Genomic DNA, 26,801 nt, shown 5'->3' with positions numbered 1-26,801 from the left:
CTTAAGGAAATATATACTAACACATTAATAGCCTCCTGTTAGGGGATGGAGGCATATATGCTATGCTACCTACAATTAATTTTACCCAAACTCCGGCATTTAAAAAACTCAAAAGTCATCATAAAACCCTTAGCAAAAAACACCTGAAAGACCTTTTTGCAGAGGATAAAAATCGTTTTAAAAAGTATTCCCTGAAATTCAACGATATTCTTGTTGACTACTCAAAAAATCATATCAATGGCCGTACAATGGCTTATTTGCTCGAGTTAGCACGTGAGTGTAAGCTGTCAGAAGCTATTGAGCAGATGTTTACCGGAGCAAAAATCAATCAGACCGAAAACCGCGCTGTTTTGCACGTAGCTTTGCGTAACAGAAGTAATGCACCAATATTGGTTGATGGGAATGATGTAATGCCCGAAGTGAACGAAGTATTACAGAAAATGAAAGGCTTTTCTGATAAAATTATTTCTGGTTCATGGAAAGGATATACTAACAAAACCATTACAGACATCGTAAATATTGGTATCGGTGGGTCTGACTTGGGCCCTGTAATGGTTACCGAAGCCTTAAAGCCTTATGCTAAAAAGGGCTTACGTGTACATTTCGTATCGAATGTAGACGGAACCCATATTGCAGAAACGCTTAAAAAAATTTCTCCAGAAACAACTTTGTTCATGATAGCCTCAAAAACTTTTACTACGCAAGAAACAATGGCAAATGCTCATTCGGCGCGTAACTGGTTTTTGGAGACAGCAGTCAATGAAGAATACGTAAAAAAACATTTTGTTGCCATTTCGACTAATCAGAAAGAAGTTGAGAAGTTTGGTATTGACCCTGCCAATATGTTTGGCTTCTGGGATTGGGTAGGAGGGCGTTACTCACTATGGTCGGCTATTGGCTTATCAATTGCTTGCTACATAGGTTTCGAAAACTTTGAAGCATTACTTGCTGGCGCACACGAAACAGATAACCATTTCCGTGCTACCCCATTTGAGAAAAATATTCCAGTTATATTAGCCTTACTGGGTGTCTGGTATAATAACTTTTACGGGGCCGAGTCACACGCAATTTTGCCGTATGACCAGTATTTGCATCGCTTTGCTGCCTATTTCCAACAAGGAGATATGGAGTCGAACGGAAAATATGTTGATAGAAACGGCGAACAGGTAGATTACCAGACAGGCCCGATTATCTGGGGCGAACCCGGTACGAACGGTCAGCATGCTTTTTATCAGCTAATACATCAGGGAACTAAATTAATTCCAGCCGACTTTATTGCACCTGCTATTTCACATAATCCGCTTGGTGACCATCATAAACTATTACTCTCAAACTTCTTTGCTCAGACAGAAGCCTTAATGAACGGGAAATCTCTGGAAGAAGTTAAGCAAGAGCTAGCGGGTAAATCGCAGGAGGAAATCGATAAAATAGCACCTTATAAAGTTTTTCTTGGAAACCGACCTACAAATTCAATCCTTTTAAAGAAAATTACTCCAAAAACGTTAGGCAACCTGATAGCCATATATGAGCATAAGATTTTTGTGCAGGGGGTTATCTGGAATATTTTCAGCTTTGATCAATGGGGTGTTGAACTTGGTAAACAATTGGCTAACAAGATATACCCTGAACTTCAGGAAGATACGCAAGTTGCTTCACATGACAGTTCAACCAATGGTTTAATAAACCAATATAAAAAGTGGAGAAAATAAAGTTTTTTTATTAACCTGTTGATAACCAACAGGTTAATTTTTTGTTATTAGTTTTCATTTTTTATTGAAAAAACAATTTTTATCGAAATTATAAAAAAAATTAGCGTTTACATTTGGAAATCTCAAACGTGTATTTTACTTTAGCATCAGAATTAAAAATAAGCTTTCCTAATTAATAAAAAATGGTTAACTCACACAAGAAGTAGGCCATAGCGAGAACGCAAGTTCAAACTCAAACCCAACGTAAAGTTATCAACTGTAATGGGAGATGCGCCGCGTCTCCCGTTTACAGTAGCAATAGAATCTAAATAATGGACTTACGTGCTTTTAGAAATATTGTTTGCTTGTGTTTACTACTGGGTTGTTGGATAAACAATTGTTCTTTTGCATTTACACCAGACAGCCCATTAGTACCTAGCGAAATTAAATTTGCAAACGTTGTTTTTCAACTCAATGATGTAACCCGTTACATTGTTCAGAATGAAATGAAAAACATTCAGTCTAATCGTCAGGTGCTTTTAAATCGATTAGAAAAAGTAGCCTTGTTCTTTCCCATAGTTGAACCCATCCTTAAAGAAAAGGGAGTTCCAGAAGATTTCAAATTTCTGGTTAATTATGACAAATATCAGACCTCTGTCGAGCGTATTGGACTTTCCGATGCCGGTGTTTTCTGGTGTCTTGACCGACAAAAAGCTGAAGAGGTAGACCTACAAATAAATACACTGGTTGATGAACGGAAACACCTCGTTGTGGCTACAAAAGGTGCTGCCCTTTGTTTAAAAAGAAATTACGTACTATACAATAACTGGGGTGCAACTTTGTACTCATTACTTGCCCATAAAAAAATTATCAACCAACTGGAAGTAAACCGGAAATGGGCAAATACAGTTAAAAATGAAAACGAGTATATTTTGCTTGATAGCCCTGCTTACACGGCTCTTTTGCAATTTTTAGCTTATAAATTAGCCATTGAGCAAGAGTTTCCGGCTTTTAAGCCACAAGTAGCAAAAACCGTATATGAATACCCGTATAGCAGAGGAAAAAGCCTGAACAGGATTTCGGCTGAACTAAAAGTTGAGCCATCTGTGCTATACGAATATAATGCATGGTTAATTGCTAAAAATGTACCAGAAACCAATTGCCAGGTTTTAGTGGTTATACCTGCCGAAAGACTTTACGAAATAAAAGTACTGGCTGAGTTGTCTCGTAAATCAGGTTTGCCAACCAAAGATTTAGGTTTTCCTTTATTGAAGAAAGACCCGATATTAGCAAAAAGCATTGGCAGAGGAGGGGTATTTTATAAAATAAACAATCTGTCGGGCATACAAGCCGAAATGTGTGATACCCCCGTTACATTAGCCTATAAGGCAGATATATCAGTTAAAAAATTTGTTGAGTACAACGATATTAAGGAAAACGACTTATTGCAGGTTGGGCAAATCTACTATCTTGAAAGCAAGGACTCAAAAGCAAGTGTTCCGTTTCATGTAGTAAGGGAAGCTGAAACACTTTGGAGTATTTCACAAATCTATGGTGTAAAGTTGGAAAATCTCTTAAAATACAATAGATTTGAGACAGTTCAGCGGCTTCAAAAGGGAAGAATAATATGGCTTCAAACGACCAGACCTAAAAACAAGCCTGTTGAATATATTAATATTCCTGACGAGCTTACAGTTATTGACGAAATAGTAAATGCAGAAGGAGAAAAAAATATCTTCTCAGATACCATTCCGAACGAGTCAATGTCAGTAGATACTATTGTGCTTGTTGATAACAATAAACCACAATTAAACGATAATATAACCAAGAAAGATACAGTAACAGCGGGTGTTTCAGGGCAGAAAGAAAAAAAAGTAAATTCAACACCTTTGGTACAAGAAATTAGGAAAGAAGAAACAAAGAACTTAAATTTGCCGAAAAGTGTTGATACTAAAGACCTTACTCCACCTCTGAAAAAAGAGGAACAAGAGCGTAAAAATACACCTCCCGCTGAGCCACAACACACAGAAACTTTAAAAGATAAAACCTCTGAGCAAGATAAATTTCTGTTCCATACAGTAAAAAAAGATGAAACTTTGTTCAGAATTTCGGTTAACTACCAAGTGTCGGTAGAGACCTTATGGAAATTGAATAACTTAACCAGCAATATAATTAAAGTAGGCACGGTGCTGAAAGTTAAAAGATTGTAAATAGTATAGATTCACTCAATAGCTCAGATTAGCCTCTGCCACTGGTGGGGGCTAATTTTTTATTGAATGTCTTTCACACACCTGAAACCCACGTGCATCAGGCTTGTTTCGGGTGTTGTAAAAGAACGTCCTGATACTCGGTAACCATGGCACCACGAGGGTTCACATAAAAATGAACCACCTCTTTGCACTTTCTCTTTTGGTTCTTCTGAGGAATCTCTTTTATTATCGAGAATATCCTGATAGTTGGTTTTCCAGTCTTCGCACCATTCCCATACATTGCCAGATAAATCATAAATACCAAGAGGAGACTTAGCAAAAGAACCCACAGGAGCCGCGAAATGAAAGCCATCAAGAGTTTTATCGAATGACGGAAATGTACCATTCCAAGTATTAGCCAGATACTGCCCATTAGCTACAATCTCATTTCCGAATGGATACAACAAATTTGAATTGATACCATTTCTGGCAGCGTGTTCCCATTCAATTTCATAGGGTAGGCGTTTGCCTGCCCATTTGGCATAGGCTTTGGCATCGTTCCATGAGACCTGTGTAACAGGGTAGTTATCAGGCGCTTTAGCCGCCTTTTTGCCATAAGGATATTCCCAGTTAGCCCCTTTTTCTAAAATCCATTGTTTGTTGGTTTCATCTAAAATGCCACCATCGCCAAACTTCTCTGCCTCGGTCTGGTAATGAGTGGCAGCAACAAATTGTCTGAATTCCCCAACAGTTACTTCGTGGGCATCCATCAAAAACGGTTTTACCTTTACCCAGAAAGTAGGCTTTTCCCACTCAACACCATCTTCTGCACCTATCCTGCTCACGCCGCCCGGCACATAAACCATTCCATCAGGTAGGTTCCGAGGCGAAGAATTAATTGCTTGTTTTTCATGAGGTTCGGCCTTGAAAATAGTAATTCCTTCGGTGAACTGATAAGAATCCACCTCTTTTTTACATGAAAATAAGATAAGGGTAAATAAAGTAATAACACAAAGCCTCATAGGCAGAAATCTTATTAAGGTCAGGAACTAGCAAGAACAGGCTCTGATTGTGGTGTTTTAGGTATTTTTTTATAATTCAACGCAAATCGGGCTACAAAAATCATTACTGTCCATCGCGGATAATCATAAGGCATACCCATTGTAAAATTCTGTATGACTGTTACCAGAAAAGTATAAGCTACAAAGAGCGTAAAGTTACAAGTAGGATTAAATGCTTCTTTCCATACCCATAGTAGCAGCACTATATGCAGAACTGTAAAAATCACAAAACCCATTATTCCTAAATCGTTAAGGGTCTGAAAAATAGGGGAGTCGATGTACTTATGATGATACCCATTCCCAAATATTACCGAGAACCACTCTCCATCTTCTATGCGTTCATTAATGTTTTTAAATAAATCTGTAATATTTGTAACCCGTGTAGAAGCCGATTCGTCGCCAGCTAGCCGTACAGTAGATGCCGTTTCAGTATCGAACAAAGAAGTAACAATTCTTTCCAGACGTTCTGTAATAATGGTTGAAACGTTAATGAAATACTCATCAAAACGGGTGTTTTCCCAAAGATAGTAAATCCCATAGCTAACCAAAAGGAACAAAAGAATGCCCTGCCACCCAAATATCCATTTAAGTGCTTTATAAATATTATGCGCTTTAAAGTTGGCAATGTTATAGATAAAAAAGAATATTCCGGTTACTAATATAATAGCCATAGCCTGACACAGAGCTACTACCAGAAGCATAATGGCTACACTTCCCAGATAAAATAAACGCCATAAGGGTCGCGTTTCGGTTTTCAGAAGAATCATGCCAGCTACTACCCCTGCATAAGCACTTTTAGCATAAATATGAGGGTTACCCATTGATGAAACGGCATCATCACCACTAAAGCTGATAGATGCCCTCATGCCAATTACATACAAAGGGTTACGGGCAATATAATAAATAAGGCTCAGGCCCCCAATCAGGCAAATGATGAGCGAAAACTGTAAGAAATTATCTTTAAGCGCATTAATTGAAGTGCCTGCAAATATAAACATCGAAAGCAGAATCACGATTTGATAAACCGCTTCAACGGTTGTATTGGTAAACCAACCACGGTTGGGCGCGTAAAAAGCCAGGTAAAAAATGGCCAGAATGGCGTATCCGATGCACAATAAATAGCCAAATGTATTAGTCTGATATAACTTCTTGAAGTTAAAAGGAAATGCAATTAACAAGCTACCAATGGTTAATGCAGCAGTAAAAGCAGTACTATTGGGTGCTAGTTTAAGACCATCTCTTAAAAAATAGATGATAGGTGCCCCAAAAAAGAAAAAACTAAGCCCCAGACTTTGACGATACTTAAATAATTTATTGAGTAATAAGTCTATGTAGATTATCATCTTTATTTTTTTTACAAATATACTTTACTATACCCAATTGTCATTTATTCTCATTGAAATTTCTACTTTGCGGTGGAAAATTTCTTAATTTTGGGCAGTTAATTTAAAGAAACCCCCAAGCCGAATGAGGATACTTGTGATTCATCAATACCTTTGGTCGCATTATAAAGGCAAAATTTATTCAGAACTTCAGAAAATAGTTGATAAGCATAAGCAAGATGAGTTATTAGTGCTTCAAACATCCATTAATGAACTTACCCGAGCTAAACTAGGACCAGCCGACAGAAGTATTCACCAATATAATTATCAGGTTCTGGTTGAGGATTATTATGAAAATATCCCTAACTGGAAAAGAGCCCAAAAAATGTTATATTGGGTTCGTAAGTTTAAACCAGATGTCGTAAATGTATCAGGCTATTACGAAGTAGCCATGAATCTAGTCGTTTTTTATTGCCGTCTAGTTGGTATTAAGGTGATTATCTCGGTCGATTCAACAGAAGATGATAACCCTAATATCTGGTGGAAAGAAGCCATCAAGCGATTTGTGGTAAATCGGGCGCATGGTTTCTTCAACTATGGTTCAAAGGCTACCGAGTATATGATAAAATTTGGTGCCAAGCCTGAGCAAATCCTTCTGGAAAATAACGCTGTTGATAATCAGAAAATTTTATCTATCTACAAAGAAGCCTTGCCTGACAGAGAAAAAAAGAAAGAAGAGCTTGGTTTACGGCCTTTCAATTTTATTTATGCCGGACGTTTGATGGCTATAAAAAATGTGGCTAACCTACTTATTTCGTTTAAAAGTCTGGGTAATAAAGATTGGGGACTTATTATTTTGGGCGATGGTGCCGAGGAGCAAAAATTAAAGCAATATGTTGCTGATAATCAGGTTGAAGGGGTGAAGTTTATTGAAGGTCAAGCATGGTATAATGTGCCTAAGTATACGGCTTTAGCCGATGTTTTCATTTTACCGAGCTATTCGGAGCCATGGGGGCTGGTTGTGAACGAAGCAATGGTTTGTAGTATGCCCGTTATTGTGTCAAACAAATGCGGCTCTGCCCACGATTTAGTAAAACAAGGAGAAAATGGTTATACTTTTAATCCTTACGATACGAATGAATTAACTGAAGTATTAAGAAAATTTGTTGAAAAACCCGAACAGATTAAAACCTTTGGGCAAGCATCAAAAGAAATAATAAAAAAATATTCTCCCGAGCAGGTAGCACAGGAAATGTATGACGGTTTTAAAAAAGTAACACATGAAAATTAGTAGAGAAAATAATTTTGACCTGATTCGTCTGATAGCTGCCTTTCAGGTATTAATCTGGCATGGTGCCGAGCATTTTGGTGTGTTTAATAAAATGTATGGTTTTTTGGCAGTACTTTTTCATTTTCCGGGTGTACCTGTTTTTTTTACAATCAGCGGCTTTCTGATTAGCCATTCACTTGAAAGAAACAATTTTGATTTAAAGAAATATTTCCGCAATCGTGCTTTACGCATTTATCCAGCTCTTTGGGTTTGTACCATTATTACAGCTTTATTATTACTATATTTCCTGAAAGAAATTGTTGTTAAAGAGTTTATGGTGTGGTTTTTAGCACAAATTTCCTTTTTGCAATTTTATGCTCCCGCTTCATTAAAAACATGGGGTGTTGGGCACCCTAATGGCAGTTTATGGAGCGTAGCAGTAGAATTACAGTTTTATTTAGTGTTGCCATTGCTATTATATTTTATTAACAAAACAAAAAAACTACTCTATACAAATTTGTTGCTTGGGGTACTTTTTGCTCTAGCCGTTGGAGTTAATTACTTTATTAACCATAATACTTTTTTGCCGCATGAGGGGCTTTTGTCGAAGTTCTTGGGAAATACCGTATTTTATTATCTGTATTTCTTTTTAACGGGTATTACAATTTATAAAAACTTTTCATGGATAGAATACTACCTTAGAAATAAAGTTTTTATCTGGCTACTTATTTATTTTGTATACGTAATGGTTTTTAAAGTATGGCTCGGATATTACATCAACCCTTATGATATTAACATAGCTGGTATTGTAGCAAATACTTTACTTTCGCTGTTGAGCCTGTCTTTTGCTTTTTCTTATGTACACCTGAGTAAGAAACTACTTCATGAAAACGACATATCTTACGGCATTTATATTTATCATATACCAGTTATTAATACAATGATAAGCCTCGGATTTACAGGCGAAATAAAATACCTGATTATAATGGCATTTATTGTATCGCTTATTGCATTTGCATCATGGAAACTAATCGAGCAAAGGGCTTTAAGAGCTAAGTTCTAGTAAAAGAATTTGCCTTTTTTTATAACTTGGGAAATATCATTTTCAGGCCTTGCACAGAAATCTGTCAGATTAATGATATTATACCCAAATGCAAACATTTAATCTGAAAAAACAAACACTCCGGCTAATAAAAGGCCGGAGTGTTTGTGTATATGATATTTCTGAACCAATCTTGTAGTGCTTGCTAAAATCCCCCTAAAGGGTTTCGATGATTATATTATGATTGGTATAGATACATATATCAGCCGCTATATTTAAGCCCTCTTGTACCATCTCATGGGCTGATAACTGTGAGGCGTGTCTCTTCAAGGCAATAGCTGCCGACTGTGCATACATACTGCCTGACCCTATGGCTGCTATCTGATTATCTGGCTCAAGTACATCACCAGTACCAGAAATAACTAGCATTTCGGTTTCATTGGCTACAATGAGCATAGCTTCAAGTTTGCGTAAGTATCTATCCATTCGCCAGTCTTTTGCTAGTTCAATAGCTGCCCGTTTCATATTTCCGCCGTAGCTGTTTAGTTTTTCTTCAAAACGTTCAATTAAAGTAAAAGCATCGGCGGTTGAGCCGGCGAAGCCGGCAAGAATTTTACCTCCAAATAATTTTCTTACTTTCCTGACATTGCTTTTGGCAACAGTATTGCCCATTGTGGCTTGACCGTCGGCACCCAAAGCTACTTTACCATTATGAATAATGCCAAGAACTGTTGTTGAGTGTATTTTTTCCATTGTGTTTATTGAGGTGATTCAATAGAAGAAATTTTCCAGATGTTTTCTTCTAAGTCAAAGTTGTAAATCAGGATTTGTTTATAAGGCTTTTTTATATTAACTGTAACCTTTGCTTTATTAGCTTCAATTTTACTGGTAGAACTTGTTTTTAGGGCATAGAGCAACTGCACCATTGTAGGAGGGTCTTGCGATAACAGATAGCGGTCCGCTTCCCGACTCTGGGCCATGCCTTCTTTCTTAAGGGTAGCTTTCATTGTAGTAAATTCTGCTTTCAGGTTTTTCATGTAGATACTCGAGAAAAATCCTGTTTTCTGAATGTTGGCCAAATACTTCTGTAAGCATTTGTCGTCAATTTTAGAGATGTCATAGCCATCCATTTCAAAGCAGTCATTTTCTTCGGGTACTTGCTCTGTTTTGCTCACCCATGTGAAAAACTGACCTAGCCTTTGTTGAGGCGTTTGCTGGGCATAGGCTTGTGTAGCCACCAGTATAAAGAAATAAATCCTCCATGTTTTCAATGAAGGATTTATTTTTATCATGAATTTATTTTGTTTCGAAATCACTTACACTAATAATTTATAAGGTTCTTCCAATAATTGTTTAAGCGTTACCAAGAATGCCGCCCCCGTAGCACCATCAACAACGCGGTGGTCACAAGTAAGGGTTAACTTCATGATATTGGTTGCAAAGAACTGTCCATCTTTTACACCTACGGTTTCTTTAATGGCACCAACTGCCAGAATACATGATTCTGGTGGGTTAATAATAGAGGTAAACTGGTCAATACCAAACATACCCAAGTTACTAACGGTAAAGGTATTGCCTTCCCAGTCTTTAGGCTGTAATTGTTTGTTTTTAGCTTTACCGCCTAAGTCTTTTGTTTCGGCTGCAATCTGAGAAAGGGTTTTCGTATTGGCAAAACGAATTACCGGTACTAATAAACCTTCTTCTACTGCCACGGCCATACCAATATGCACATGGTGGTTTTTGCGGATTTTGTCGCCCAACCATGAAGCATTTACCATTGGGTGTTTTGTTAATGCAACAGCAACGGCTTTAATTACAATATCATTAAATGAAATCTTAACCGGCGATACCTCGTTCATCATTTCTCTTGCCTTGATGGTTTTATCCATCGTGATTTCCATTGTTAGATAAAACTCAGGTGCCGAGAATTTAGATTCTGATAAACGACGGGCGATGGTTTTACGCATCTGCGATAATGGAATATCTTCGTAGCTTTCCTGACCAGCCGGAGCTGCGGCCACTGCCGGAGCCTGACTTGTAGCAGGAGCCGCTGGTTTAGCTTTCGGTGTAAAGTTATCAACGTCGTTTTTGATAATTCTACCACCTTCACCTGAACCGTTTACATCGGCAAGGTTAATACCTTTTTCTTCTGCAAGGCGTTTGGCAAGTGGCGAAGCCAGAATACGACCATTATTGGCAGCGGTGGTTTGTGCTGGTTCGGCTGGAGCCTGAGTGCTTGGGGCTGGGGCTGCCTGTTCAGATTTAGTTTCTGCCGGAGCCGCTGGCGCACTTGCACCTGTATTATTTAATAATGCCTGATAATCGGCACCTTCTTCGCCGATAACTGCAATTACCTCATTAACTTTGGCTGCTTTGCCTGCTTCTACACCAATGTATAATAAAGTGCCGTCTTCATAGGCTTCTAGTTCCATTGTAGCTTTATCTGTTTCGATTTCAGCCAGAATGTCACCTGATTTTACTTTATCACCTACTTTTTTAAGCCAAGTGTGAATGACCCCTTCAGTCATGGTATCACTCAAAAGAGGCATCTGAACGGTTTTAGCTTTAATATTTGAAGTATCTACCGCAGGGGCAGTTGGAGTAGCTTTTGTTTCAGGTTGTGCTGCTGGCGCACTTTCCTTAGGGGTTTCAGTTGCTGGGGCAGAGCTTCCTCCGCTTAATAGGCTTTGATAATCTTCTCCTGGCTTTCCAATTACTGCCATGATAGCATCAACAGGAACTGACTGCCCTTTTTCTACGCCAATATATAGCAAAGTACCATCATAATAAGACTCCATATCCATTGTAGCCTTATCTGTTTCTACTTCTGCTAAAATATCGCCTGATTTTACAGTGTCTCCAACTTTTTTATGCCATGCAGCTATTACACCTTCGGTCATGGTGTCGCTCATTTTGGGCATTCGGATTACTTCTGCCATTTTAAAAATTTGCTTGGTTTTGGATTAACGATTTACTGCGTGAAGGTTTAAATAACTTCTACTAGAACATCATAGCTTGATAAAAAGTTACTTTTACATTCAGCATTTTATTTATTTTACTTAGAATCATTATTCAGTTGCCCAAAATTATAATAAAGTCTGCTAATGTCATTAACATTCTACTAAAAACTTTGTATAATTCTGGAAATATATTGCAATAAAAAGCCCTTCCTGAAATTATAAACGGAAGGGCTTTGTATACTAGCTAATCTTTAATACAGCCATGAATGCTTCTTGTGGCACTTCTACTGTTCCGATTTGGCGCATCCGTTTTTTACCCTTTTTCTGTTTTTCGAGTAGTTTCCGTTTACGCGAAATATCTCCTCCATAACACTTGGCAATTACGTCTTTTCGGAGTGCCTTTACTGTTTCGCGGGCAATAATTTTGGCACCGATAGCCGCCTGTATAGCAATTTCGAACTGCTGGCGTGGCAAGAGTTCGCGTAGTTTTTCGCATAGTTTCTTGCCCCATTCGTAGGCTTTGTCGCGGTGTACGATGGCCGAAAGTGCATCAACGGGGTCTCCATTGAGCAGAATATCCAGTTTCACCAGATTTGATTCGCGGTAACCTATTAAGTGGTAATCAAGAGAGGCGTACCCTCTTGAAATTGTTTTTAGTTTGTCGAAGAAGTCAAAAACTACCTCTGACAGAGGCATATCGAATGTTAACTCTACGCGGGTAGAGGTTAAATAAACCTGATTTTTCAGAATACCTCGTTTTTCCATACATAGGCCCATGATTGCACCTACGTAATCGGCGGCTGTAATAATCTGCGCACTGATGAAAGGTTCTTCAATCCAGTTAATAGTATTTGGGTCAGGCATTTCGGAAGGAGCCGAAACCTCAATAATAGCTTCTCTTTTATCAACTACATGGAAACGAACCGAAGGCACGGTGGTAAGCACCGTCATGTCAAATTCACGTTCTAGGCGTTCCTGAACAATTTCCATGTGTAGCATACCTAAAAAGCCACATCTAAAACCAAAACCGAGGGCTGCCGACGTTTCAGGTTCCCATATAAGGGCTGCATCGTTGAGTTGCAGCTTTTCCATGGCTTCTCTCAGGTCTTCAAATTCCGACGTATCAACCGGATATATTCCGGCAAATACCATTGGCTTAACCTCTTCAAAACCTTTAATAGCTTCTTTGGCGGGTTTATCAGAGTGGGTAATGGTGTCGCCCACTTTTACTTCTTTAGCTACCTTTATACCCGAAATAATATAGCCCACATCGCCACAATCTACAAAATCACGGGGTTCTTTCTGTAATCTTAAAATACCTACTTCATCGGCAATGTATTCTTTGCCTGTGGCCATAAATTTTACTTTATCTCCTTTCGAGATACGGCCATTTTTAACTCGGAAAATTACTTCAATACCGCGGTAAGAGTTAAACTGCGAGTCGAAAATCAGGGCTTGTAAATCTGCTTGCGGATTCCCTTTTGGGGCATTTATGCGCTGTATAATTGCCGCCAGAATTTCGTTAATACCTATACCTTCTTTAGCACTTGCCGGAATAATACTATCTCTGTCGCAGCCAATCAAGTCAACAATCTGGTCTTTAACTTCTTCCGGCATTGCCCCGGGCAAGTCTATTTTATTTAATACCGGAATTATTTCAAGGTCGTGGTCTAAAGCCAGAAAAAGGTTACTGATTGTTTGGGCTTCAATTCCCTGTGAGGCATCTACAACTAGCAATGCGCCTTCACAAGCGGCAATCGAACGTGATACTTCATAACTGAAATCGACGTGGCCGGGGGTATCAATCAGGTTTAATATATATTCCTGCCCTTCAAATGTATAATTCATCTGAATGGCATGGCTTTTAATAGTAATGCCTCTTTCTCTCTCTAAATCCATGTCGTCAAGCACCTGCGCTTGCATTTCACGGTCCGAAATAGTATTGGTAAATTGTAAAAGGCGGTCGGCAAGTGTACTTTTGCCGTGGTCAATGTGTGCAATAATGCAGAAATTGCGAATATTTTTCATTTAATGTTTGATTCCGAGTATGCGTAACCGACAATTAAAAATGCTTATGCCGGCTTTTATTCGTAACAAAAGTATCTGGTTTTAACTTTACTCTAACAGAAAATTGTTGTGCAAAACAATTATTTGCAAAAATAGTAAGAAAAGGAGGATAAAATGAAGATTTTAAAGATAATTATCTCCAACTAAATAATTGCTTACGTAATCCTGAACCGAATCTTCTAATGAAGTAAATGGTTTTTTGTATCCTATCGAGCGCAGTTTACTCATATTGGCTTGGGTAAAGTACTGATATTTATCGCGGATATCGGCAGGAGTATCAACAAAATCAATTTGTGGCGTAAGATTCAGAGCCGCAAATGTCGAATTGGCTAAATCCAGAAAAGTACGTGCTTTGCCTGTGCCTAAGTTATAAATACCTGAGTTTCGGCGAGAGTGCATTAAATGAATACAAACTTCAATTAAATCTTTTACATACACAAAATCACGCATTTGTTCGCCGTCTTTGAAATCAGGGCGATGCGATTTGAAAAGTTTGATTCTGCCTGTTGATTTTATCTGATTATAGGCATGAAAAATAACCGAAGCCATTCTCCCTTTGTGGTATTCGTTCGGGCCAAAAACATTGAAAAATTTAAGACCTGCCCAGAAAAAAGGAGCATCTTTTTGCACTAAAGCCCATTTGTCGAATTCATTTTTTGATTCACCGTAGGGGTTTAACGGCTTAAGCTGCGGAATAAGTAACTCGTTGTCGTCATACCCGAATTCACCGTTACCATAAGTTGCCGCAGAAGAGGCATAAATGAGCGGAATCTGATAAAGATGGCACTTTTTCCAGATTTGTTTCGAATAATTAAGATTTAATCGGTTAAAAACCTCTTGGTCAAATTCAGTAGTATCGGTTCTTGCGCCAATATGGAAGCAAAACTCAACTTCAGCCTGATTTTTATCAAGCCAGTCAAAAAAAACGTCACGATTTACATATTCCTGAATTTTCTTATCCGCTAAATTCTTCATTTTCAGCGGGTTAGAAAAGTCATCAACCGCAATGATAAAATTAAAGCCATCTTGATTTAGGCGTTGTATCAAACAGCTTCCAATAAAACCAGCGGCACCCGTAACAATTATCATAAACCTTTAGTAGTGTTATAAGTTTGCAAATTTAGTACATTCCTGAACGTAAATCCATAGATTTAACTTTGATTAAATTGTACTTTTTAAAGAATATCTCCGTAAATTATATAAGTATTCGTAGGTTAATGCTTTTTTGATGGTAATTTTGTGAACTTTTTAAATATGTTTAGCTCATAAGAGGCTAATAAAAACGAAACTACAATTTTAATATTATGATTTATATTACAAGGCGGGAAAGATTCAATGCCGCCCATAGGTTATGGAATGCGAAGTGGTCTGAAGAAAAAAACAGAGAAGTGTTTGGCTTGTGTTCAAATATACATGGGCATAATTGGGAATTGATTGTAACAGTAAAAGGAGAAATTGACCCCGATACAGGTTTCGTGATGGATTTGAAACAACTGAGTAAACTCATGAAACAAGAAATAATTGATAAAGTTGACCATACTTTCCTGAATGAAGATGTGCCTTTTCTGAAAGGTAAATTTCCTAGTACAGAGGTCTTTGCTGTTGAAATCTGGAACATACTTGCTCCGGTTATTAAAAACCAGTATGGAGCTACGCTTCATTGCATTAAATTGATAGAAACGCCGAACCATTACGTCGAATACTTTGGCGAATAGCTGTTTTTTTCAGCACATTATGATTCACAACTCACTGTTAGACGTATGAAATATTTTATTATTGCCGGAGAGCGTTCTGGAGATTTGCATGGTTCAAACCTGATTAATGCTATAAAAAAGGAAGACAAAGAGGCTGTTATTGTTGCTTGGGGGGGCAATTATATGCAAGCCGCAGGTGCTACTATTTTAAAGCATTACAATGATTTGGCTTTTATGGGTTTCTTCGAGGTGATACGTAATCTGGGTAAAATTCTGGGTTTCTTTCGTGAGTGTAAAGCTCAAATTGCAGAGTTCAAGCCGGATGCTATCATCCTGATAGATTATGCAGGTTTTAATATGCGTTTGGCTAAATGGGCTAAACCACAAGGATATACCGTATTTTATTATATATCACCTAAAGTTTGGGCGTGGAATCAGAATAGGGCATGGCAACTGAAACGTAATATCGACAAACTGTTTGTAATTTTTCCATTCGAGGTCGACTTCTTTAAAAAATACGATTTTGAGGTCGAATTTGTGGGGAATCCATTATTTGACGCTATTGCAGCATTTCAGCCCAATCTGTCTTTTATTGAGCAAAATCAATTAGAAAACCGCAAGATTATTGCCCTTTTACCGGGTAGCCGTAAGCAAGAAGTTGAGCAGATGCTCGAACTCATGGTGGCTACAAAAGAGCAATTTCCTGAGTATCTGTTCGTTATTGCAGGAGTAAGTAACTTGCCCAAAGAGTTTTATCAGAAATTTGTATCTGAAAACGTGCGGGTAGTTTTTGACCAAGCCTACGATTTATTAAACCATTCAGAAGCCGCCATGGTTACCTCTGGCACAGCTACCTTAGAAACCGCCCTGTTGGGTGTTCCGCAGGTAGTTTGTTATAAAACCAGTAAGGTCTCTTATGCAATCGCAAAGCGGCTTATAAGGGTTCCTTTTATTTCGTTGGTTAACTTAATAGCGCAGAAAGAAGCCGTAAGGGAACTTATTCAGAATGAACTGACTGTGCAAAATCTGGCTAGTGAAATTAAAAAAGTATTAAATGATTCTGATGACAGACAACAACAGATTGCTGATTATAAGCATATTAAGTATTCTCTGGGGAGTGTAGGAGCTTCGGCTAAAACCGGACAGAGAATTGTAGAAATACTCAAAAGCAATAACTTAGCAAATCATTGAATTATATAAATTGTTTAAAAATGAGAGTAATCAAAACCCTGGTTTTTCTGGCTTTTACTAGCTTAATTTTGTTTTCTTGCAAAGAAAAAACCGTCATAAACAAGTCCAAAACTGAGCTTTTGGCCGGAACTGTATCCAAAACATGGAAGAATACTAAAGCGGAAGCATCACAACCCGGCGGGCTTAAAATTGATTTAGTAATTACACAACCTACTTGTATTACTGATAATCTGCTGACCTTCTACCCCAATAATACGTATGAGTTCAGAGAAGGGGCTACAAAGTGTAATGCAACAGACCCAGACCTTTTGTTAAAAGCCAACTGGAGTTTTACTGAAAATGAGACCAAATTCAAAATTGATAAAATCATTTTTCAGGGTAGAGAGGTAAACGACACCGTGTTTGATATAGTTGAACTTACTGATAATATTTTTACAGGAAGCACAACACTGACTTTGAATGGGGTTACCTATGGATTTGTAGCAACATTTCAGGCTGTGAAATAAAGCCAATCTTGAATTAACAGAATAAATTCGATAAAATAGTTAATCATATACGGATTAAGTCTAAATTTGCGAACAAATATTACTTAACTGGTGTTTAAGTATAAGAGTATAAAGCAAAATATACATGAGTAAAGACTTAGAATTACTAGAAGAATTAACCACTTCTGAATACAAATACGGATTTTATACTGACATTGAAGCAGACGAAGTGCCTGCGGGCTTGAGCGAAGATGTAGTGCGTTTAATATCAGAGAAAAAAAATGAGCCGGAATGGATGCTGCAGTGGCGTTTGAACGCATTCAGGGTGTGGCAAAATATGGTTGAGCCTAAGTGGCCTAACGTAAAATATGAACCTGTAAATTTTCAGAGTATAAAATATTATTCTGCTCCTAAGCAGAAAAAGGTTGTAAATAGCCTTGATGAAATCGACCCTGAATTGCGTCGTACTTTTGAGCGGCTGGGTATTTCATTGAAGGAGCAAGAGCGTTTATCGGGCGTAGCTGTCGATGCAGTCATTGATTCGGTTTCGGTAGCAACAACCTTCAAGACCAAGCTCAAAGAGTTGGGTATTATTTTCTGCTCAATGTCGGAGGCAATACAAGAATACCCCGAGTTAGTGAAAAAATACCTCGGTTCAGTTGTGCCTGTTAAAGACAATTTCTATTCGGCACTGAATGCGGCTGTTTTTTCTGACGGTTCTTTCTGTTACATTCCGAAAGGTGTTCGCTGCCCGATGGAACTTTCAACGTACTTCCGTATTAATGCCGCTGGTACAGGGCAGTTTGAGCGTACCTTAATTGTAGCCGACGAAGGAGCTTATGTAAGTTACCTAGAAGGCTGTACCGCACCGCAGCGTGACGAAAACCAACTACATGCTGCTGTTGTTGAAATATTTGCTCATAAAGACAGTGAAGTAAAATATTCAACAGTTCAGAACTGGTATCCTGGCGATAAAGAAGGTAGAGGTGGAATTTATAACTTTGTAACCAAAAGAGGTTTATGCTTTGGTGAAAGGTCGAAGATTTCATGGACACAGGTAGAAACCGGTTCGGCCATTACTTGGAAATATCCTTCGGTTATTTTAAGAGGCGATAACTCAATCGGTGAGTTCTACTCAGTAGCTGTTACCAATAATATGCAACAAGCCGACACCGGAACCAAAATGATTCATATCGGCAAAAATACCAAGAGTCGTATTGTATCAAAGGGGATTTCGGCAGGTAAAAGCCAGAACTCTTACCGTGGATTGGTAGATATTTCAAAAAGAGCAGAAAACGCCAGAAATTTCTCACAATGTGATTCATTACTATTGGGCGACAGATGCGGCGCGCACACTTTCCCATACATTGAGGTCAATAACTCATCGGCTACGGTTGAGCACGAAGCAACTACTTCTAAAATCGGAGAAGACCAGTTATTCTATTGTAACCAACGCGGTATTCCAACCGAACAAGCCGTTGCTTTAATTGTAAACGGATACGTTAAAGAGGTTTTAAACCAGCTTCCTATGGAGTTTGCCGTAGAAGCACAGAAGCTACTCGAAATCTCGCTTGAAGGTAGTGTCGGATAATACTGATTTACTGATTAAAAATACAAAGCATCTCGTTTCTGAAAGGTGCTTTTACCCATAAAAAAAACAGGTATCAACTACCTGTTTTTTTTATGTTATATATGTGTCAGAACATTTTATTGATAAATCTCTCTTCTTGCAGATAACAATGTATTGTGCATTAATGCGGCAACTGTCATAAGCCCTACACCCCCAGGAACTGGCGTAATATAACTTGCTTTGGGGGCTACCTCATCGAACTTGACATCGCCTTTTAGCGCAAACCCACTTTTTTTGGAGGCATCGGCAACACGTGTTAAACCTACATCTATAACCACAGCACCATCTTTTACCATATCGGCCGTAATAAATTCAGGTTTACCTAAAGCTGCAATCAAAATATCAGCCTGACGTGTAATTGCTGCCAGATTTTGTGTTCTGCTATGTACTAACGAAACCGTACAGTTACCCGGATACGTATTTCTTTGCATCAGTATACTCATAGGCAAGCCCACAATCTGGCTGCGCCCAACCACAACACAATGTTTGCCGGCGGTTTCAATTTTATATCTTTTAATTAACTCAAGTACGCCAAAAGGTGTGGCCGAAATGTAAGCTGGCAAGCCTTTAGCCATACGGCCGATGTTTATCGGATGAAAACCGTCTACATCTTTTCTTGGCTCAATCGATTCAATTACTTTTTCAACGTTGATGTGTTCAGGGAGTGGCAATTGCACAATAAAGCCATCTACATCGTCATCGTTATTAAGTTGGGTAATTACTTCCAGTAATTCTTCTTCTGTAATGCTAGGGTCACGACGAATCAGGGTTGATTTAAAGCCTATTTCTTCGCATGAGCGTATTTTACTAGCTACGTAGGTTTCGCTAGCACCATTATTACCAACCAAAATAGCAGCCAGATGCGGTATTTTACCACCGTTTGCTTTTTGTTTTTCTACTTCTTCTTTTAATTCTTGTTTTACCTGAGCCGAAATTAACTTGCCGTCGATAAGTTCCATTGAGCTGATTTTTGATGAAAGTGCAAAGGTCTGTTAAAACCTACAAATTCAAAAATTAATTGTGCAGATTTTTATTGCCAAAGTTCTGTATAAGATACTGTTATAAAATGGTCAGAGGCAACGGCCGACTCGTCAACTAGTAGGCTAATGTATAGGGTTTTCGGTATTCGGATTACTTTTATTCAGATATTTGATAACCTTCTCCATATTAAATTCGTCTTCGCCGCTTACCTGAAGTATATGCTTTATATTGCTTTGTGGCTTTCCATATTTCTGAAAAGAGTGCCAGATATGGTCAATAAACCATGTTGGCTCATAGCCCCATCGGGTATCCATTGCTTTTCTAATCAGAAATGTACGTTTGGAAATTTTTACATAAAGTTTTTTATCGAAAAGCTGATTCGTTGGCTCATCATAAAAAGCAAAAAGTCCTTCCGCAATTACAACGTCGAACTTTTCGCGGAACAGGATCAAAACTTCTCTGAACAAGTCAAAGTCAATCGACCGCGGAGATTCCCAATCAGTTCGGTTTTTTATTTTAGGAATTTGTGTTTCAGGAAAAACAAAATCGTCCTGATGGAAAATAATTGTTTTTTTGCCATTCTTCCGAAAATGTGTAACCAAAAGGTTAGCCAGCGTGCTTTTACCAGAACGACTAACCCCGCCAATACCAATAAGCATACGTTTTTGATTTGTTACGTAAAAATGATAATTTTAGATAAAAGAATTAAATAAAATTCTATTTTTGAAGAAAAATAAAAATTCCCCTAACCAAATATACTAATGGATAAGAACAAATTATCTTACTACTCTAGCTATGTAGCTATTATATGCGGCATCTTACTTGTTGTTTTGCGGTTCTTCACTCCTGAGGTAACCAACGCAAAAGTAGCAATGGGGCTTCTTTTTATTACCATTGGTTTCATAGGTCTTCGTCGGTTCCGACAATAATTATTCTTCTCCATTTCTGTGACTACATTATTTATAAACTAAACAACTTTACCATGAAAACCACTATACGAGTAAAATTAAGTGTATTACTAATGTTATTGATTTGGGTTAATACCCTGCATGGACAGACAACTATTTACTTAAAACCTGCCAGAGTTTTTGATGGTGAAAAAATTTATGAAAACTATGGCGTCTTGGTGAAAGATAATAAAATTGAAAGAGTAGGAGCGCAGGCAGACATCGAGAAAAGTCTCGGTAAAGATACTAAAACGATTGTTTATAAAAATGGTACATTACTACCGGGCCTGATTGAAGGGCATACGCATTTGTTTTTGCACCCTTATAATGAAACACCGTGGGACGACCAAGTTTTGAAAGAGGCACGTTCGTACCGAACGGCACGGGCGGTTACGCATGCCGAACGTACTTTAAAGGCTGGCTTCACAACTGCCAGAGACTTGGGTACAGAAGGGGCCGAATTTGATGATGTGGGTTTAAAAAGAGCTATTAACGAAGGTATAATTCCTGGCCCGAGGCTGTTAATTGCCACAAAAGCACTTGTAGCCACTGGTAGCTATGCTCCAAAAGGTTTTTCGTCTGAAATTGATGTGCCTCAGGGAGCTGAAGAAGCCGACGGACACGATGACCTGATAAAAAAAGTTAGAAACCAGATTGGAAAAGGGGCTGACTTAATTAAAATATATGCCGATTATCGATGGGGATTGCGAGGCGAAGCCGCACCTACTTTTTCGTTAGATGAAATAAAACTGATTGTCGAAACCGCTAAAAGTGCCGGCCGCCCTACGGTAGCACATGCCTCAACTGCCGAAGGAATGCGCAGGGCAATTATGGGTGGTGTTGAAACTATTGAGCACGGCGATAACGGAACTCCAGAAATATGGAAATTAATGGTTGAAAAAAATGTGTATTTATGCCCAACACTGGCCGCAGGCGATGCCATTATGCAGTATAGAGGCTGGGCAAAAGGCAGTGGACCTGACCCCGACCGTATTCAAAAGAAAAAAGAGGCATTTAAAGAGATACTAGCTTCAGGTGTTAAAATTTGTATGGGGGGTGATGTTGGCGTATTTGCTCATGGTGATAATGCCCGTGAAATTGAAATGCTGGTTGAATACGGCATGAAACCTATTGATGCCCTGAAAGCTGCTACCAGTACCAATGCCGATGCTTTTCATCTGGAAAAACAGGTTGGCAGAATAAAAACTGGCCTATTAGCTGATATTCTGGTTGTTAAGGGGAATCCAACAGAAAATATAAAGGCAATACGGGACATCCGTCTTGTAATGAAAGATGGCAAAACGATTGTAGAAAAATAATTAACAATGCCTCGGACCACCCGAGGCATTGTTAATTATAGTAACCTGACAACAGCTATGCCTGAGTGTTTCTTGAAACGATTCAGGTAGTCGGCCAGTGGTTCTGTTGAAATAATTACTTTTTTCATCTCTAAAGAAGCATGTAGCAGATGGATGCGCCCGTTCTGGCGAATGGCGAATCCTTCATGATTAAAGTCAAGTCCTTCGATATTAGATGTAATAGCAATAATATCTCCGTCCTGAATCTGGCTTTCCAGCTTCTTTACGTTTGCTTTAGGAATATAATAAAACTCGTGTTTATTTAACTTACGCTCATGCTTTTCAATCAGATTATAAGTGTCGTTATCTTGCAAATGAGCATATAAGTCCCGATGGCGAGTCATGAAGTTTATTTCTTTATTGGCAGGTATGCCGCCTATCATTTCGGTAATATCCTGTGCAACTTTATTCTGTTCAGCCCTGATAGCCCACTCTTTAAAATAATGCAAGCGTGAAGCATAGCCGTTAACCTCTCCATCCCGATACCTCAGCTTTTTGAGGTTATTCATAAATGTGCTAAAATTAGCCTGTGCCGAATGCTTGGTTAAAGACATAGCCGTAACAGTTTCTACGAAAGTCCAGCAATCAAAATCTTTTAAATTGCATACAAGTTGCTCTTTGTCTGAAGCATCGAGCGTACCAGCTTTATAAGGCTGGCCTAAAAACGATTTAGCAATGGTAAGAGCCGTTTCGGCGGTACTGTTACCTTTAGCTAACTTCATTTTCTGGTTAAAAATGGCTTCTTCGGTACTTTGAGCCAACAGAATAAAGCTAAGTAAAAATAATAGTGTTGTATAACTGAATTTCGGATGAAGCACGGTCGTAAACATTCTTTTTATGATTGAAAGGAAACAGTAATTTTAAGCAATAGGTAAGTATATTATGAATTCATGAGGTCTTCTATTTCTTCAATTTCGATAGGAATATTCTCCATTAAATCGATATTGCCTTTTTTGGTGATAAGAATATCGTTTTCGAGACGAATCCCAATTTTTTCTTCTGGAATGTAAATACCCGGTTCACAGGTAAAAATCATACCCTGTTTAAAAGTTTCGTATCGACTGCCTACATCGTGCACATCCAGACCCAGATGGTGCGAAATACCATGCGGAAAATATTTTCTATACAAAGGTGCATCAGGGTCTTGTCGTTCAACCTCAGTTTTGCTCAATAAGCCCAAACCTATTAGTTCCGACTCAACTACTTTGCCTATGTCTTTCCGAAGTTTATCCATCGTATTACCTGCAACAATCATGTTTCGGGCAATTTTCATGATACGTAAAACAGCCTGATAAACTTCTTTCTGGCGTTTCGAGAATCGGCCATTTACAGGCAAACAGCGGGTGATATCGGCATTATAATTGGCATATTCTGCCCCAAAATCCATTAATATAACCTCGCCATCATTACAAATATTGTTGTTAGTTACATAATGTAATACACAGGCACTTGCTCCTGAAGCCAGAATCGGATGAAAGGCGTGCCCACGAGAACGATTCATCAGAAATTCATGGGTTAACTCTGCTTCCAATTCATATTCAAATACCCCTGATTTCAGAAATTTAGCCATTCGGTAAAAGCCCTTTTTTGAAATTTCGATGGCTTTCTGAATAAGGCTTATTTCGAGGGGTTGCTTGATAACCCTCAGCTGACGCATCAGTGGTGCAAGCCTTTCGGTTTTATGTAGAGGAAATTTCTGTTTAAAATCATTGATAAACCTTCTTTCACGGGTCTGAAAACTCCAGTCACCACCATCATGTTCATTCAGGTTCAGATAGACCTGTTCAGCTTCAAAAATGAATTTTCTCAGAATTGATTCAAAGCTATTAACCCAAAGTACTTTGGTAATGCCTGAGATATTAGCCGCCTGAACTTTACTTAGTTTTTCACCTTCCCAGATTCTGATATGGTCGCTTGTTTCGCGGATTAATAATATTTCACGGAAATTTTCGTCAGGAAAATCAGGAAACAACACCAGAATGCTTTCTTCTTGGTCAATACCAGTCAGATAAAAAAAATCGTTATTTTGTCTGAAACCCAAAGTGCCATCAGCATTCGACGGAATCACGTCGTTTGACAAAACAATTGCCATCGATTTGGGTTTTAGAAGTGTTATCAGACGCTTGCGGTTATTTATAAAAAGCCCTGAATCAATAGCCTCGTAGCGCATATCAGTATTAATTATTGGTGGTTTAGCCCAATTAGATTTATTTTGTGAAGAATTTCTTCTAAATTTATTAAACTAAATTTAATGGAGCTATATTTTATAAAGTATGGTATATTAAAAATAGAGTGCTGCTGGTGCTTCTATTGATTGCTTAAAATTATGAATTATCGTATTGGAATGACTCGAATCGGACAAATTATCATAAACTTTTTTTTACTGGTTTTATTTTCTTTTCAAAGTTATGCGCAACAAAAGTACTGGATTCTTTTTAAAGATAAAGAACTAAATGCGCAGGCCGCCATCTCTGACAAATGTAAAGAAAATAGGAGGAATCTGGGCATTGCAGAAACACAATTTACAGATTTGCCCGTTAGTAACCAGTATATCAGCACACTTCAGAATAGCGGAGTCTCGGCTGTTCGGCAGTCGAAATGGCTTAATGGTGTGTCTGCCTTTCTTACGCATCAACAAATATCTGCTGTAAAAGGGTTTACGTTTGTGAAAGAAATTATACCCATAGAAACAAAAGCTATTCTGGCAAAAACAAACAGATATGTTGCTAATAATGATGATGATTTAAGGGTAGACTATGTTATGAAACAGGTAGGTATTGAAGGTTTCCTGCAAGCCGATTTAAATGGCAAAGGGGTAACCATTGGTGTGATTGATGCAGGATACTACGGTGTGAGCGATTCGCCTGCCTTAGGCCATTTGCTATCTGAAAACCGGATTCTGGGAATAAAAGACTATATTAACCCCAAGAAAACCAACCATTTTGATGAACGAGAAACTTCTTCTGATTTTCATGGAACCGAAGTACTGACAGCCATTACAGGTAAATCGCACGATGATAAATTGCAATTTGGCCTAGCTACCCAAGCACAGTTTTATCTGGCTCGAACAGATACGGGCGGGCGTGAGTTCAGAGGAGAAGAAGATAACTGGGTGTCGGCTATGGAATGGATGGATAGTTTAGGTGTGAGGCTTATTAACACTTCGTTGGGTTATGCCAAAGGGTTTTCAAATCCTAAAGAAGACTATAAGCCCGAGCAAATGAATGGCAATACAAGTGTTGTGGCCAAAGCTGCCAAAATAGCTACCGAAGAAAAAGGAATGGTTGTAGTGGTATCGGCAGGAAACGAAGGCGATGACCGCGATTGGCGCATTATTTCAACACCAGCCGATGTTGAAGGTGTAATTGCCGTTGGCGCTACTAATGATATTGGTCTTAAAATGGGGTACAGTAGTATAGGACCCGATTTTCTGGATTACCTTAAACCTAACGTTTCTTGTTTTTCGTTGTACGGTACTTCGTTGGCTGCTCCGGTTATCACGGGTTTTGTGGCTTGTATGTTGCAAGCCAATCCAAAGCTCACTAATCAGGAAGTTAAAAGCTATCTGCAGAAATCGTCAAGTTTGTACCCTTTTGGTAATAACTTTATTGGTTTTGGCGTACCCAATGCAAATAAAGTTCTTGACCTGATTCAGAACCCCAATAGGGTGCCTTTAGAATCTCGCAATAATGTAAGAACCATTGACGTACCCGAAAACGAGCGTATGGTAGAAATTGGTGTAAAAGAAGGCGAAGTTGTGATGGTATTTCACAAAAAAACACCTTTCCATGTGCTTTCTCAGGATGCCCATAAAGTCAGAAATAGTTCTATCTCTTTGAAACGGAATTCGCAGGTGAAACGTACAACAGTAGTTACCAGAGAAGAAGTTATTGAAGTAATATGGAAATAAGTACGCCATTTACGATTCCGGTAGTTTAAGAGGCCGTTCTAAAAAGTACTTACAATAAAACCAACCATTGAGGTTTCTGATGAGCTTAAAAGAAAACTTGTAATTTAACTATAATCAACCGTGGCGGCGAACCGCCCCTTCCTATGAAAAGAATATTTTTTTATGCTATTTTAAGCCTGTTATTAGTACAGGAAACCACAGCCCAAAAGAAAAAACCTTTATACACTGCTGCTTTTGGAGTACAAGCCTACACATATCGGAACACTTTTCCTAAAGGTGTTGCTGCTACGCTCGATACCATTAAAATGCTTGGTATAACCGAGTTAGAAGGAGGTGGAGCCAAGGGAGTATCTTTAGAAGAGTTTAAAAAAATGTGTGATGAACGAGGAATAAAAATTCCATCGACGGGGGCTGGTTATGAAGAATTAAGAAAACCGGAGGAAATAGTAAAAAGAGCTAAAATTCTGGGAGCAACTTACGTAATGTGCGCATGGATACCACATAAAGGAGATAACTTTACAATTGATGATGCAAAAAAAGCCGTAGAAGATTTTAACTATGCAGGTAAAGTTCTAAAAGAAAATGGCATTACATTCTGTTATCATGACCACGGCTATGAGTTCAGACCTTATGAAGATGGTACATTGATGGATTATATAATTAAAAATACAAATCCTGAATATGTATCATTCGAGATGGATGTTTTATGGACGATTCATGGGGGAGGTGATCCCGTAGCTTTACTAAAAAAATACGGTAACCGCTGGAAACTGATGCATATAAAAGACCTGAAAAAAGGTATTAAGGGAGATTTTTCAGGACATACACCTGCCGAAAACGACGTTGTACTAGGAACCGGACAGGCTGATTTCCCGAATATCTTTAAAGAAGCTAAAAAAATTGGCATTAAACACTTTTTTATTGAGGACGAAAGTAATCAGGAAAGCGTAAATGTACCTAAGAGTATTGCTTATCTCAAAAGCCTTAAACAGTAAATAACATGAAT

The 26,801-nt window shown here is 38.4% G+C and carries 23 protein-coding genes; 12 read left to right on the top strand and 11 right to left on the bottom strand.

The features are described 5' to 3' along the window. Window positions 1-62 precede the first annotated feature (62 nt). Window positions 63-1,709, top strand: a complete 1,647-nt coding sequence (gene pgi, locus WAA15_RS02925) for a glucose-6-phosphate isomerase (RefSeq protein WP_337040915.1) — start codon at window positions 63-65, stop codon at window positions 1,707-1,709. A 311-nt stretch (window positions 1,710-2,020) separates the two neighbouring features. Beyond that, complete coding sequence (locus WAA15_RS02920; protein WP_337040914.1) at window positions 2,021-3,898, top strand: LysM peptidoglycan-binding domain-containing protein; 1,878 nt, start codon at window positions 2,021-2,023, stop codon at window positions 3,896-3,898. A 59-nt stretch (window positions 3,899-3,957) separates the two neighbouring features. Here the strand turns inward: WAA15_RS02920 and WAA15_RS02915 are convergent, their stop codons facing one another. Then, window positions 3,958-4,899: a formylglycine-generating enzyme family protein gene (locus WAA15_RS02915; protein WP_337040913.1), complete on the bottom strand. Its 942-nt coding sequence runs from the start codon at window positions 4,897-4,899 to the stop codon at window positions 3,958-3,960. Between the two features lie 20 nt (window positions 4,900-4,919). Beyond that, window positions 4,920-6,281, bottom strand: a complete 1,362-nt coding sequence (locus tag WAA15_RS02910) for a hypothetical protein (RefSeq protein ID WP_337040912.1) — start codon at window positions 6,279-6,281, stop codon at window positions 4,920-4,922. A gap of 124 nt (window positions 6,282-6,405) precedes the next feature. On the opposite strand from WAA15_RS02910, the gene WAA15_RS02905 reads away from it, so the two are divergent. Beyond that, window positions 6,406-7,551 carry a glycosyltransferase family 4 protein gene (locus tag WAA15_RS02905; RefSeq protein ID WP_337040911.1) on the top strand — a complete coding sequence of 382 codons (1,146 nt, stop codon included), beginning with the start codon at window positions 6,406-6,408 and terminating at the stop codon, window positions 7,549-7,551. Continuing rightward, entirely contained in the window at window positions 7,541-8,593 is a 1,053-nt protein-coding gene (locus WAA15_RS02900) for an acyltransferase family protein (RefSeq protein ID WP_337040910.1), read from the top strand. The genes WAA15_RS02905 and WAA15_RS02900 overlap by 11 nt, the downstream gene beginning before the upstream one ends. 195 nt (window positions 8,594-8,788) lie before the next feature. On the opposite strand, the gene hslV is transcribed toward WAA15_RS02900, so the two are convergent. From hslV to rfaD, 5 genes are all read right to left on the bottom strand, one after another. Next, complete coding sequence (hslV, locus tag WAA15_RS02895; protein WP_337040909.1) at window positions 8,789-9,325, bottom strand: ATP-dependent protease subunit HslV; 537 nt, start codon at window positions 9,323-9,325, stop codon at window positions 8,789-8,791. A gap of 5 nt (window positions 9,326-9,330) precedes the next feature. Then, window positions 9,331-9,864, bottom strand: coding sequence for a hypothetical protein (locus WAA15_RS02890; protein WP_337040908.1), 534 nt, complete (start codon window positions 9,862-9,864; stop codon window positions 9,331-9,333). Window positions 9,865-9,888: 24 nt separating this feature from the next. Next, a complete protein-coding gene (locus WAA15_RS02885) occupies window positions 9,889-11,511 on the bottom strand; it encodes a pyruvate dehydrogenase complex dihydrolipoamide acetyltransferase (protein ID WP_337040907.1) in 1,623 nt (540 codons plus the stop codon). A gap of 261 nt (window positions 11,512-11,772) precedes the next feature. Beyond that, entirely contained in the window at window positions 11,773-13,560 is a 1,788-nt protein-coding gene (gene lepA, locus WAA15_RS02880) for a translation elongation factor 4 (RefSeq protein ID WP_337040905.1), read from the bottom strand. 162 nt (window positions 13,561-13,722) lie between these two features. Beyond that, the gene (rfaD, locus tag WAA15_RS02875) at window positions 13,723-14,688 is read right to left on the bottom strand and encodes an ADP-glyceromanno-heptose 6-epimerase (RefSeq protein ID WP_337040903.1); all 966 of its coding nucleotides are present in this window, start codon (window positions 14,686-14,688) and stop codon (window positions 13,723-13,725) included. 215 nt (window positions 14,689-14,903) lie between these two features. Here rfaD and WAA15_RS02870 point away from each other — a divergent pair, with 215 nt between their 5' ends. From WAA15_RS02870 to sufB, 4 genes are all read left to right on the top strand, one after another. Beyond that, a complete protein-coding gene (locus WAA15_RS02870; RefSeq protein ID WP_337040901.1) occupies window positions 14,904-15,314 on the top strand; it encodes a 6-pyruvoyl trahydropterin synthase family protein in 411 nt (136 codons plus the stop codon). A 45-nt stretch (window positions 15,315-15,359) separates the two neighbouring features. Next, entirely contained in the window at window positions 15,360-16,484 is a 1,125-nt protein-coding gene (gene lpxB / locus WAA15_RS02865; protein WP_337040899.1) for a lipid-A-disaccharide synthase, read from the top strand. Between the two features lie 20 nt (window positions 16,485-16,504). Next, on the top strand, window positions 16,505-16,990 hold the full coding sequence (locus tag WAA15_RS02860) for a hypothetical protein (RefSeq protein ID WP_337040898.1): 486 nt from the start codon (window positions 16,505-16,507) through the stop codon (window positions 16,988-16,990). A gap of 124 nt (window positions 16,991-17,114) precedes the next feature. After that, window positions 17,115-18,560, top strand: a complete 1,446-nt coding sequence (gene sufB, locus WAA15_RS02855; RefSeq protein ID WP_337040897.1) for a Fe-S cluster assembly protein SufB — start codon at window positions 17,115-17,117, stop codon at window positions 18,558-18,560. A 116-nt stretch (window positions 18,561-18,676) separates the two neighbouring features. Here the strand turns inward: sufB and WAA15_RS02850 are convergent, their stop codons facing one another. Together WAA15_RS02850 and WAA15_RS02845 are read right to left on the bottom strand one after the other, a co-directional pair. Then, window positions 18,677-19,558: a bifunctional 5,10-methylenetetrahydrofolate dehydrogenase/5,10-methenyltetrahydrofolate cyclohydrolase gene (locus tag WAA15_RS02850; protein WP_337040896.1), complete on the bottom strand. Its 882-nt coding sequence runs from the start codon at window positions 19,556-19,558 to the stop codon at window positions 18,677-18,679. Between the two features lie 144 nt (window positions 19,559-19,702). After that, window positions 19,703-20,239 carry a uridine kinase family protein gene (locus WAA15_RS02845; RefSeq protein WP_337040895.1) on the bottom strand — a complete coding sequence of 179 codons (537 nt, stop codon included), beginning with the start codon at window positions 20,237-20,239 and terminating at the stop codon, window positions 19,703-19,705. Between the two features lie 102 nt (window positions 20,240-20,341). On the opposite strand from WAA15_RS02845, the gene WAA15_RS02840 reads away from it, so the two are divergent. After that, a complete protein-coding gene (locus WAA15_RS02840; RefSeq protein WP_337040894.1) occupies window positions 20,342-20,509 on the top strand; it encodes a hypothetical protein in 168 nt (55 codons plus the stop codon). A 53-nt stretch (window positions 20,510-20,562) separates the two neighbouring features. After that, the gene (locus WAA15_RS02835) at window positions 20,563-21,846 is read left to right on the top strand and encodes an amidohydrolase family protein (RefSeq protein WP_442892745.1); all 1,284 of its coding nucleotides are present in this window, start codon (window positions 20,563-20,565) and stop codon (window positions 21,844-21,846) included. A gap of 35 nt (window positions 21,847-21,881) precedes the next feature. Here WAA15_RS02835 and WAA15_RS02830 read toward each other — a convergent pair whose 3' ends face one another. Further along, entirely contained in the window at window positions 21,882-22,715 is an 834-nt protein-coding gene (locus tag WAA15_RS02830) for an N-acetylmuramoyl-L-alanine amidase-like domain-containing protein (protein WP_337040892.1), read from the bottom strand. 50 nt (window positions 22,716-22,765) lie between these two features. Then, a complete protein-coding gene (locus tag WAA15_RS02825; protein WP_337040890.1) occupies window positions 22,766-24,055 on the bottom strand; it encodes an aminopeptidase P family protein in 1,290 nt (429 codons plus the stop codon). 156 nt (window positions 24,056-24,211) lie between these two features. On the opposite strand from WAA15_RS02825, the gene WAA15_RS02820 reads away from it, so the two are divergent. After that, a complete protein-coding gene (locus tag WAA15_RS02820; protein WP_337040889.1) occupies window positions 24,212-25,795 on the top strand; it encodes a S8 family serine peptidase in 1,584 nt (527 codons plus the stop codon). Window positions 25,796-25,938: 143 nt separating this feature from the next. Next, a complete protein-coding gene (locus tag WAA15_RS02815) occupies window positions 25,939-26,790 on the top strand; it encodes a sugar phosphate isomerase/epimerase family protein (RefSeq protein ID WP_337040887.1) in 852 nt (283 codons plus the stop codon). Window positions 26,791-26,801: the final 11 nt, after the last annotated feature.

The organism is Emticicia sp. 17c (assembly GCF_037153985.1).
Taxonomy (GTDB): domain Bacteria; phylum Bacteroidota; class Bacteroidia; order Cytophagales; family Spirosomataceae; genus Emticicia.
This window is presented reverse-complemented; position numbering and strand designations above follow the sequence as displayed.

What these genes read in the sequence shown, in the direction of transcription:
- pgi (WP_337040915.1), top strand. Translation starts at nt 63, where the DNA reads ATGCTACCTACAATTAATTTTACCCAAACTCCGGCATTTAAAAAACTC.
- WAA15_RS02920 (WP_337040914.1), top strand. Translation starts at nt 2,021, where the DNA reads ATGGACTTACGTGCTTTTAGAAATATTGTTTGCTTGTGTTTACTACTG.
- WAA15_RS02915 (WP_337040913.1), bottom strand. Translation starts at nt 4,899, where the DNA reads ATGAGGCTTTGTGTTATTACTTTATTTACCCTTATCTTATTTTCATGT.
- WAA15_RS02910 (WP_337040912.1), bottom strand. Translation starts at nt 6,281, where the DNA reads ATGATAATCTACATAGACTTATTACTCAATAAATTATTTAAGTATCGT.
- WAA15_RS02905 (WP_337040911.1), top strand. Translation starts at nt 6,406, where the DNA reads ATGAGGATACTTGTGATTCATCAATACCTTTGGTCGCATTATAAAGGC.
- WAA15_RS02900 (WP_337040910.1), top strand. Translation starts at nt 7,541, where the DNA reads ATGAAAATTAGTAGAGAAAATAATTTTGACCTGATTCGTCTGATAGCT.
- hslV (WP_337040909.1), bottom strand. Translation starts at nt 9,325, where the DNA reads ATGGAAAAAATACACTCAACAACAGTTCTTGGCATTATTCATAATGGT.
- WAA15_RS02890 (WP_337040908.1), bottom strand. Translation starts at nt 9,864, where the DNA reads ATGATAAAAATAAATCCTTCATTGAAAACATGGAGGATTTATTTCTTT.
- WAA15_RS02885 (WP_337040907.1), bottom strand. Translation starts at nt 11,511, where the DNA reads ATGGCAGAAGTAATCCGAATGCCCAAAATGAGCGACACCATGACCGAA.
- lepA (WP_337040905.1), bottom strand. Translation starts at nt 13,560, where the DNA reads ATGAAAAATATTCGCAATTTCTGCATTATTGCACACATTGACCACGGC.
- rfaD (WP_337040903.1), bottom strand. Translation starts at nt 14,688, where the DNA reads ATGATAATTGTTACGGGTGCCGCTGGTTTTATTGGAAGCTGTTTGATA.
- WAA15_RS02870 (WP_337040901.1), top strand. Translation starts at nt 14,904, where the DNA reads ATGATTTATATTACAAGGCGGGAAAGATTCAATGCCGCCCATAGGTTA.
- lpxB (WP_337040899.1), top strand. Translation starts at nt 15,360, where the DNA reads ATGAAATATTTTATTATTGCCGGAGAGCGTTCTGGAGATTTGCATGGT.
- WAA15_RS02860 (WP_337040898.1), top strand. Translation starts at nt 16,505, where the DNA reads ATGAGAGTAATCAAAACCCTGGTTTTTCTGGCTTTTACTAGCTTAATT.
- sufB (WP_337040897.1), top strand. Translation starts at nt 17,115, where the DNA reads ATGAGTAAAGACTTAGAATTACTAGAAGAATTAACCACTTCTGAATAC.
- WAA15_RS02850 (WP_337040896.1), bottom strand. Translation starts at nt 19,558, where the DNA reads ATGGAACTTATCGACGGCAAGTTAATTTCGGCTCAGGTAAAACAAGAA.
- WAA15_RS02845 (WP_337040895.1), bottom strand. Translation starts at nt 20,239, where the DNA reads ATGCTTATTGGTATTGGCGGGGTTAGTCGTTCTGGTAAAAGCACGCTG.
- WAA15_RS02840 (WP_337040894.1), top strand. Translation starts at nt 20,342, where the DNA reads ATGGATAAGAACAAATTATCTTACTACTCTAGCTATGTAGCTATTATA.
- WAA15_RS02835 (WP_442892745.1), top strand. Translation starts at nt 20,563, where the DNA reads ATGAAAACCACTATACGAGTAAAATTAAGTGTATTACTAATGTTATTG.
- WAA15_RS02830 (WP_337040892.1), bottom strand. Translation starts at nt 22,715, where the DNA reads ATGTTTACGACCGTGCTTCATCCGAAATTCAGTTATACAACACTATTA.
- WAA15_RS02825 (WP_337040890.1), bottom strand. Translation starts at nt 24,055, where the DNA reads ATGCGCTACGAGGCTATTGATTCAGGGCTTTTTATAAATAACCGCAAG.
- WAA15_RS02820 (WP_337040889.1), top strand. Translation starts at nt 24,212, where the DNA reads ATGAATTATCGTATTGGAATGACTCGAATCGGACAAATTATCATAAAC.
- WAA15_RS02815 (WP_337040887.1), top strand. Translation starts at nt 25,939, where the DNA reads ATGAAAAGAATATTTTTTTATGCTATTTTAAGCCTGTTATTAGTACAG.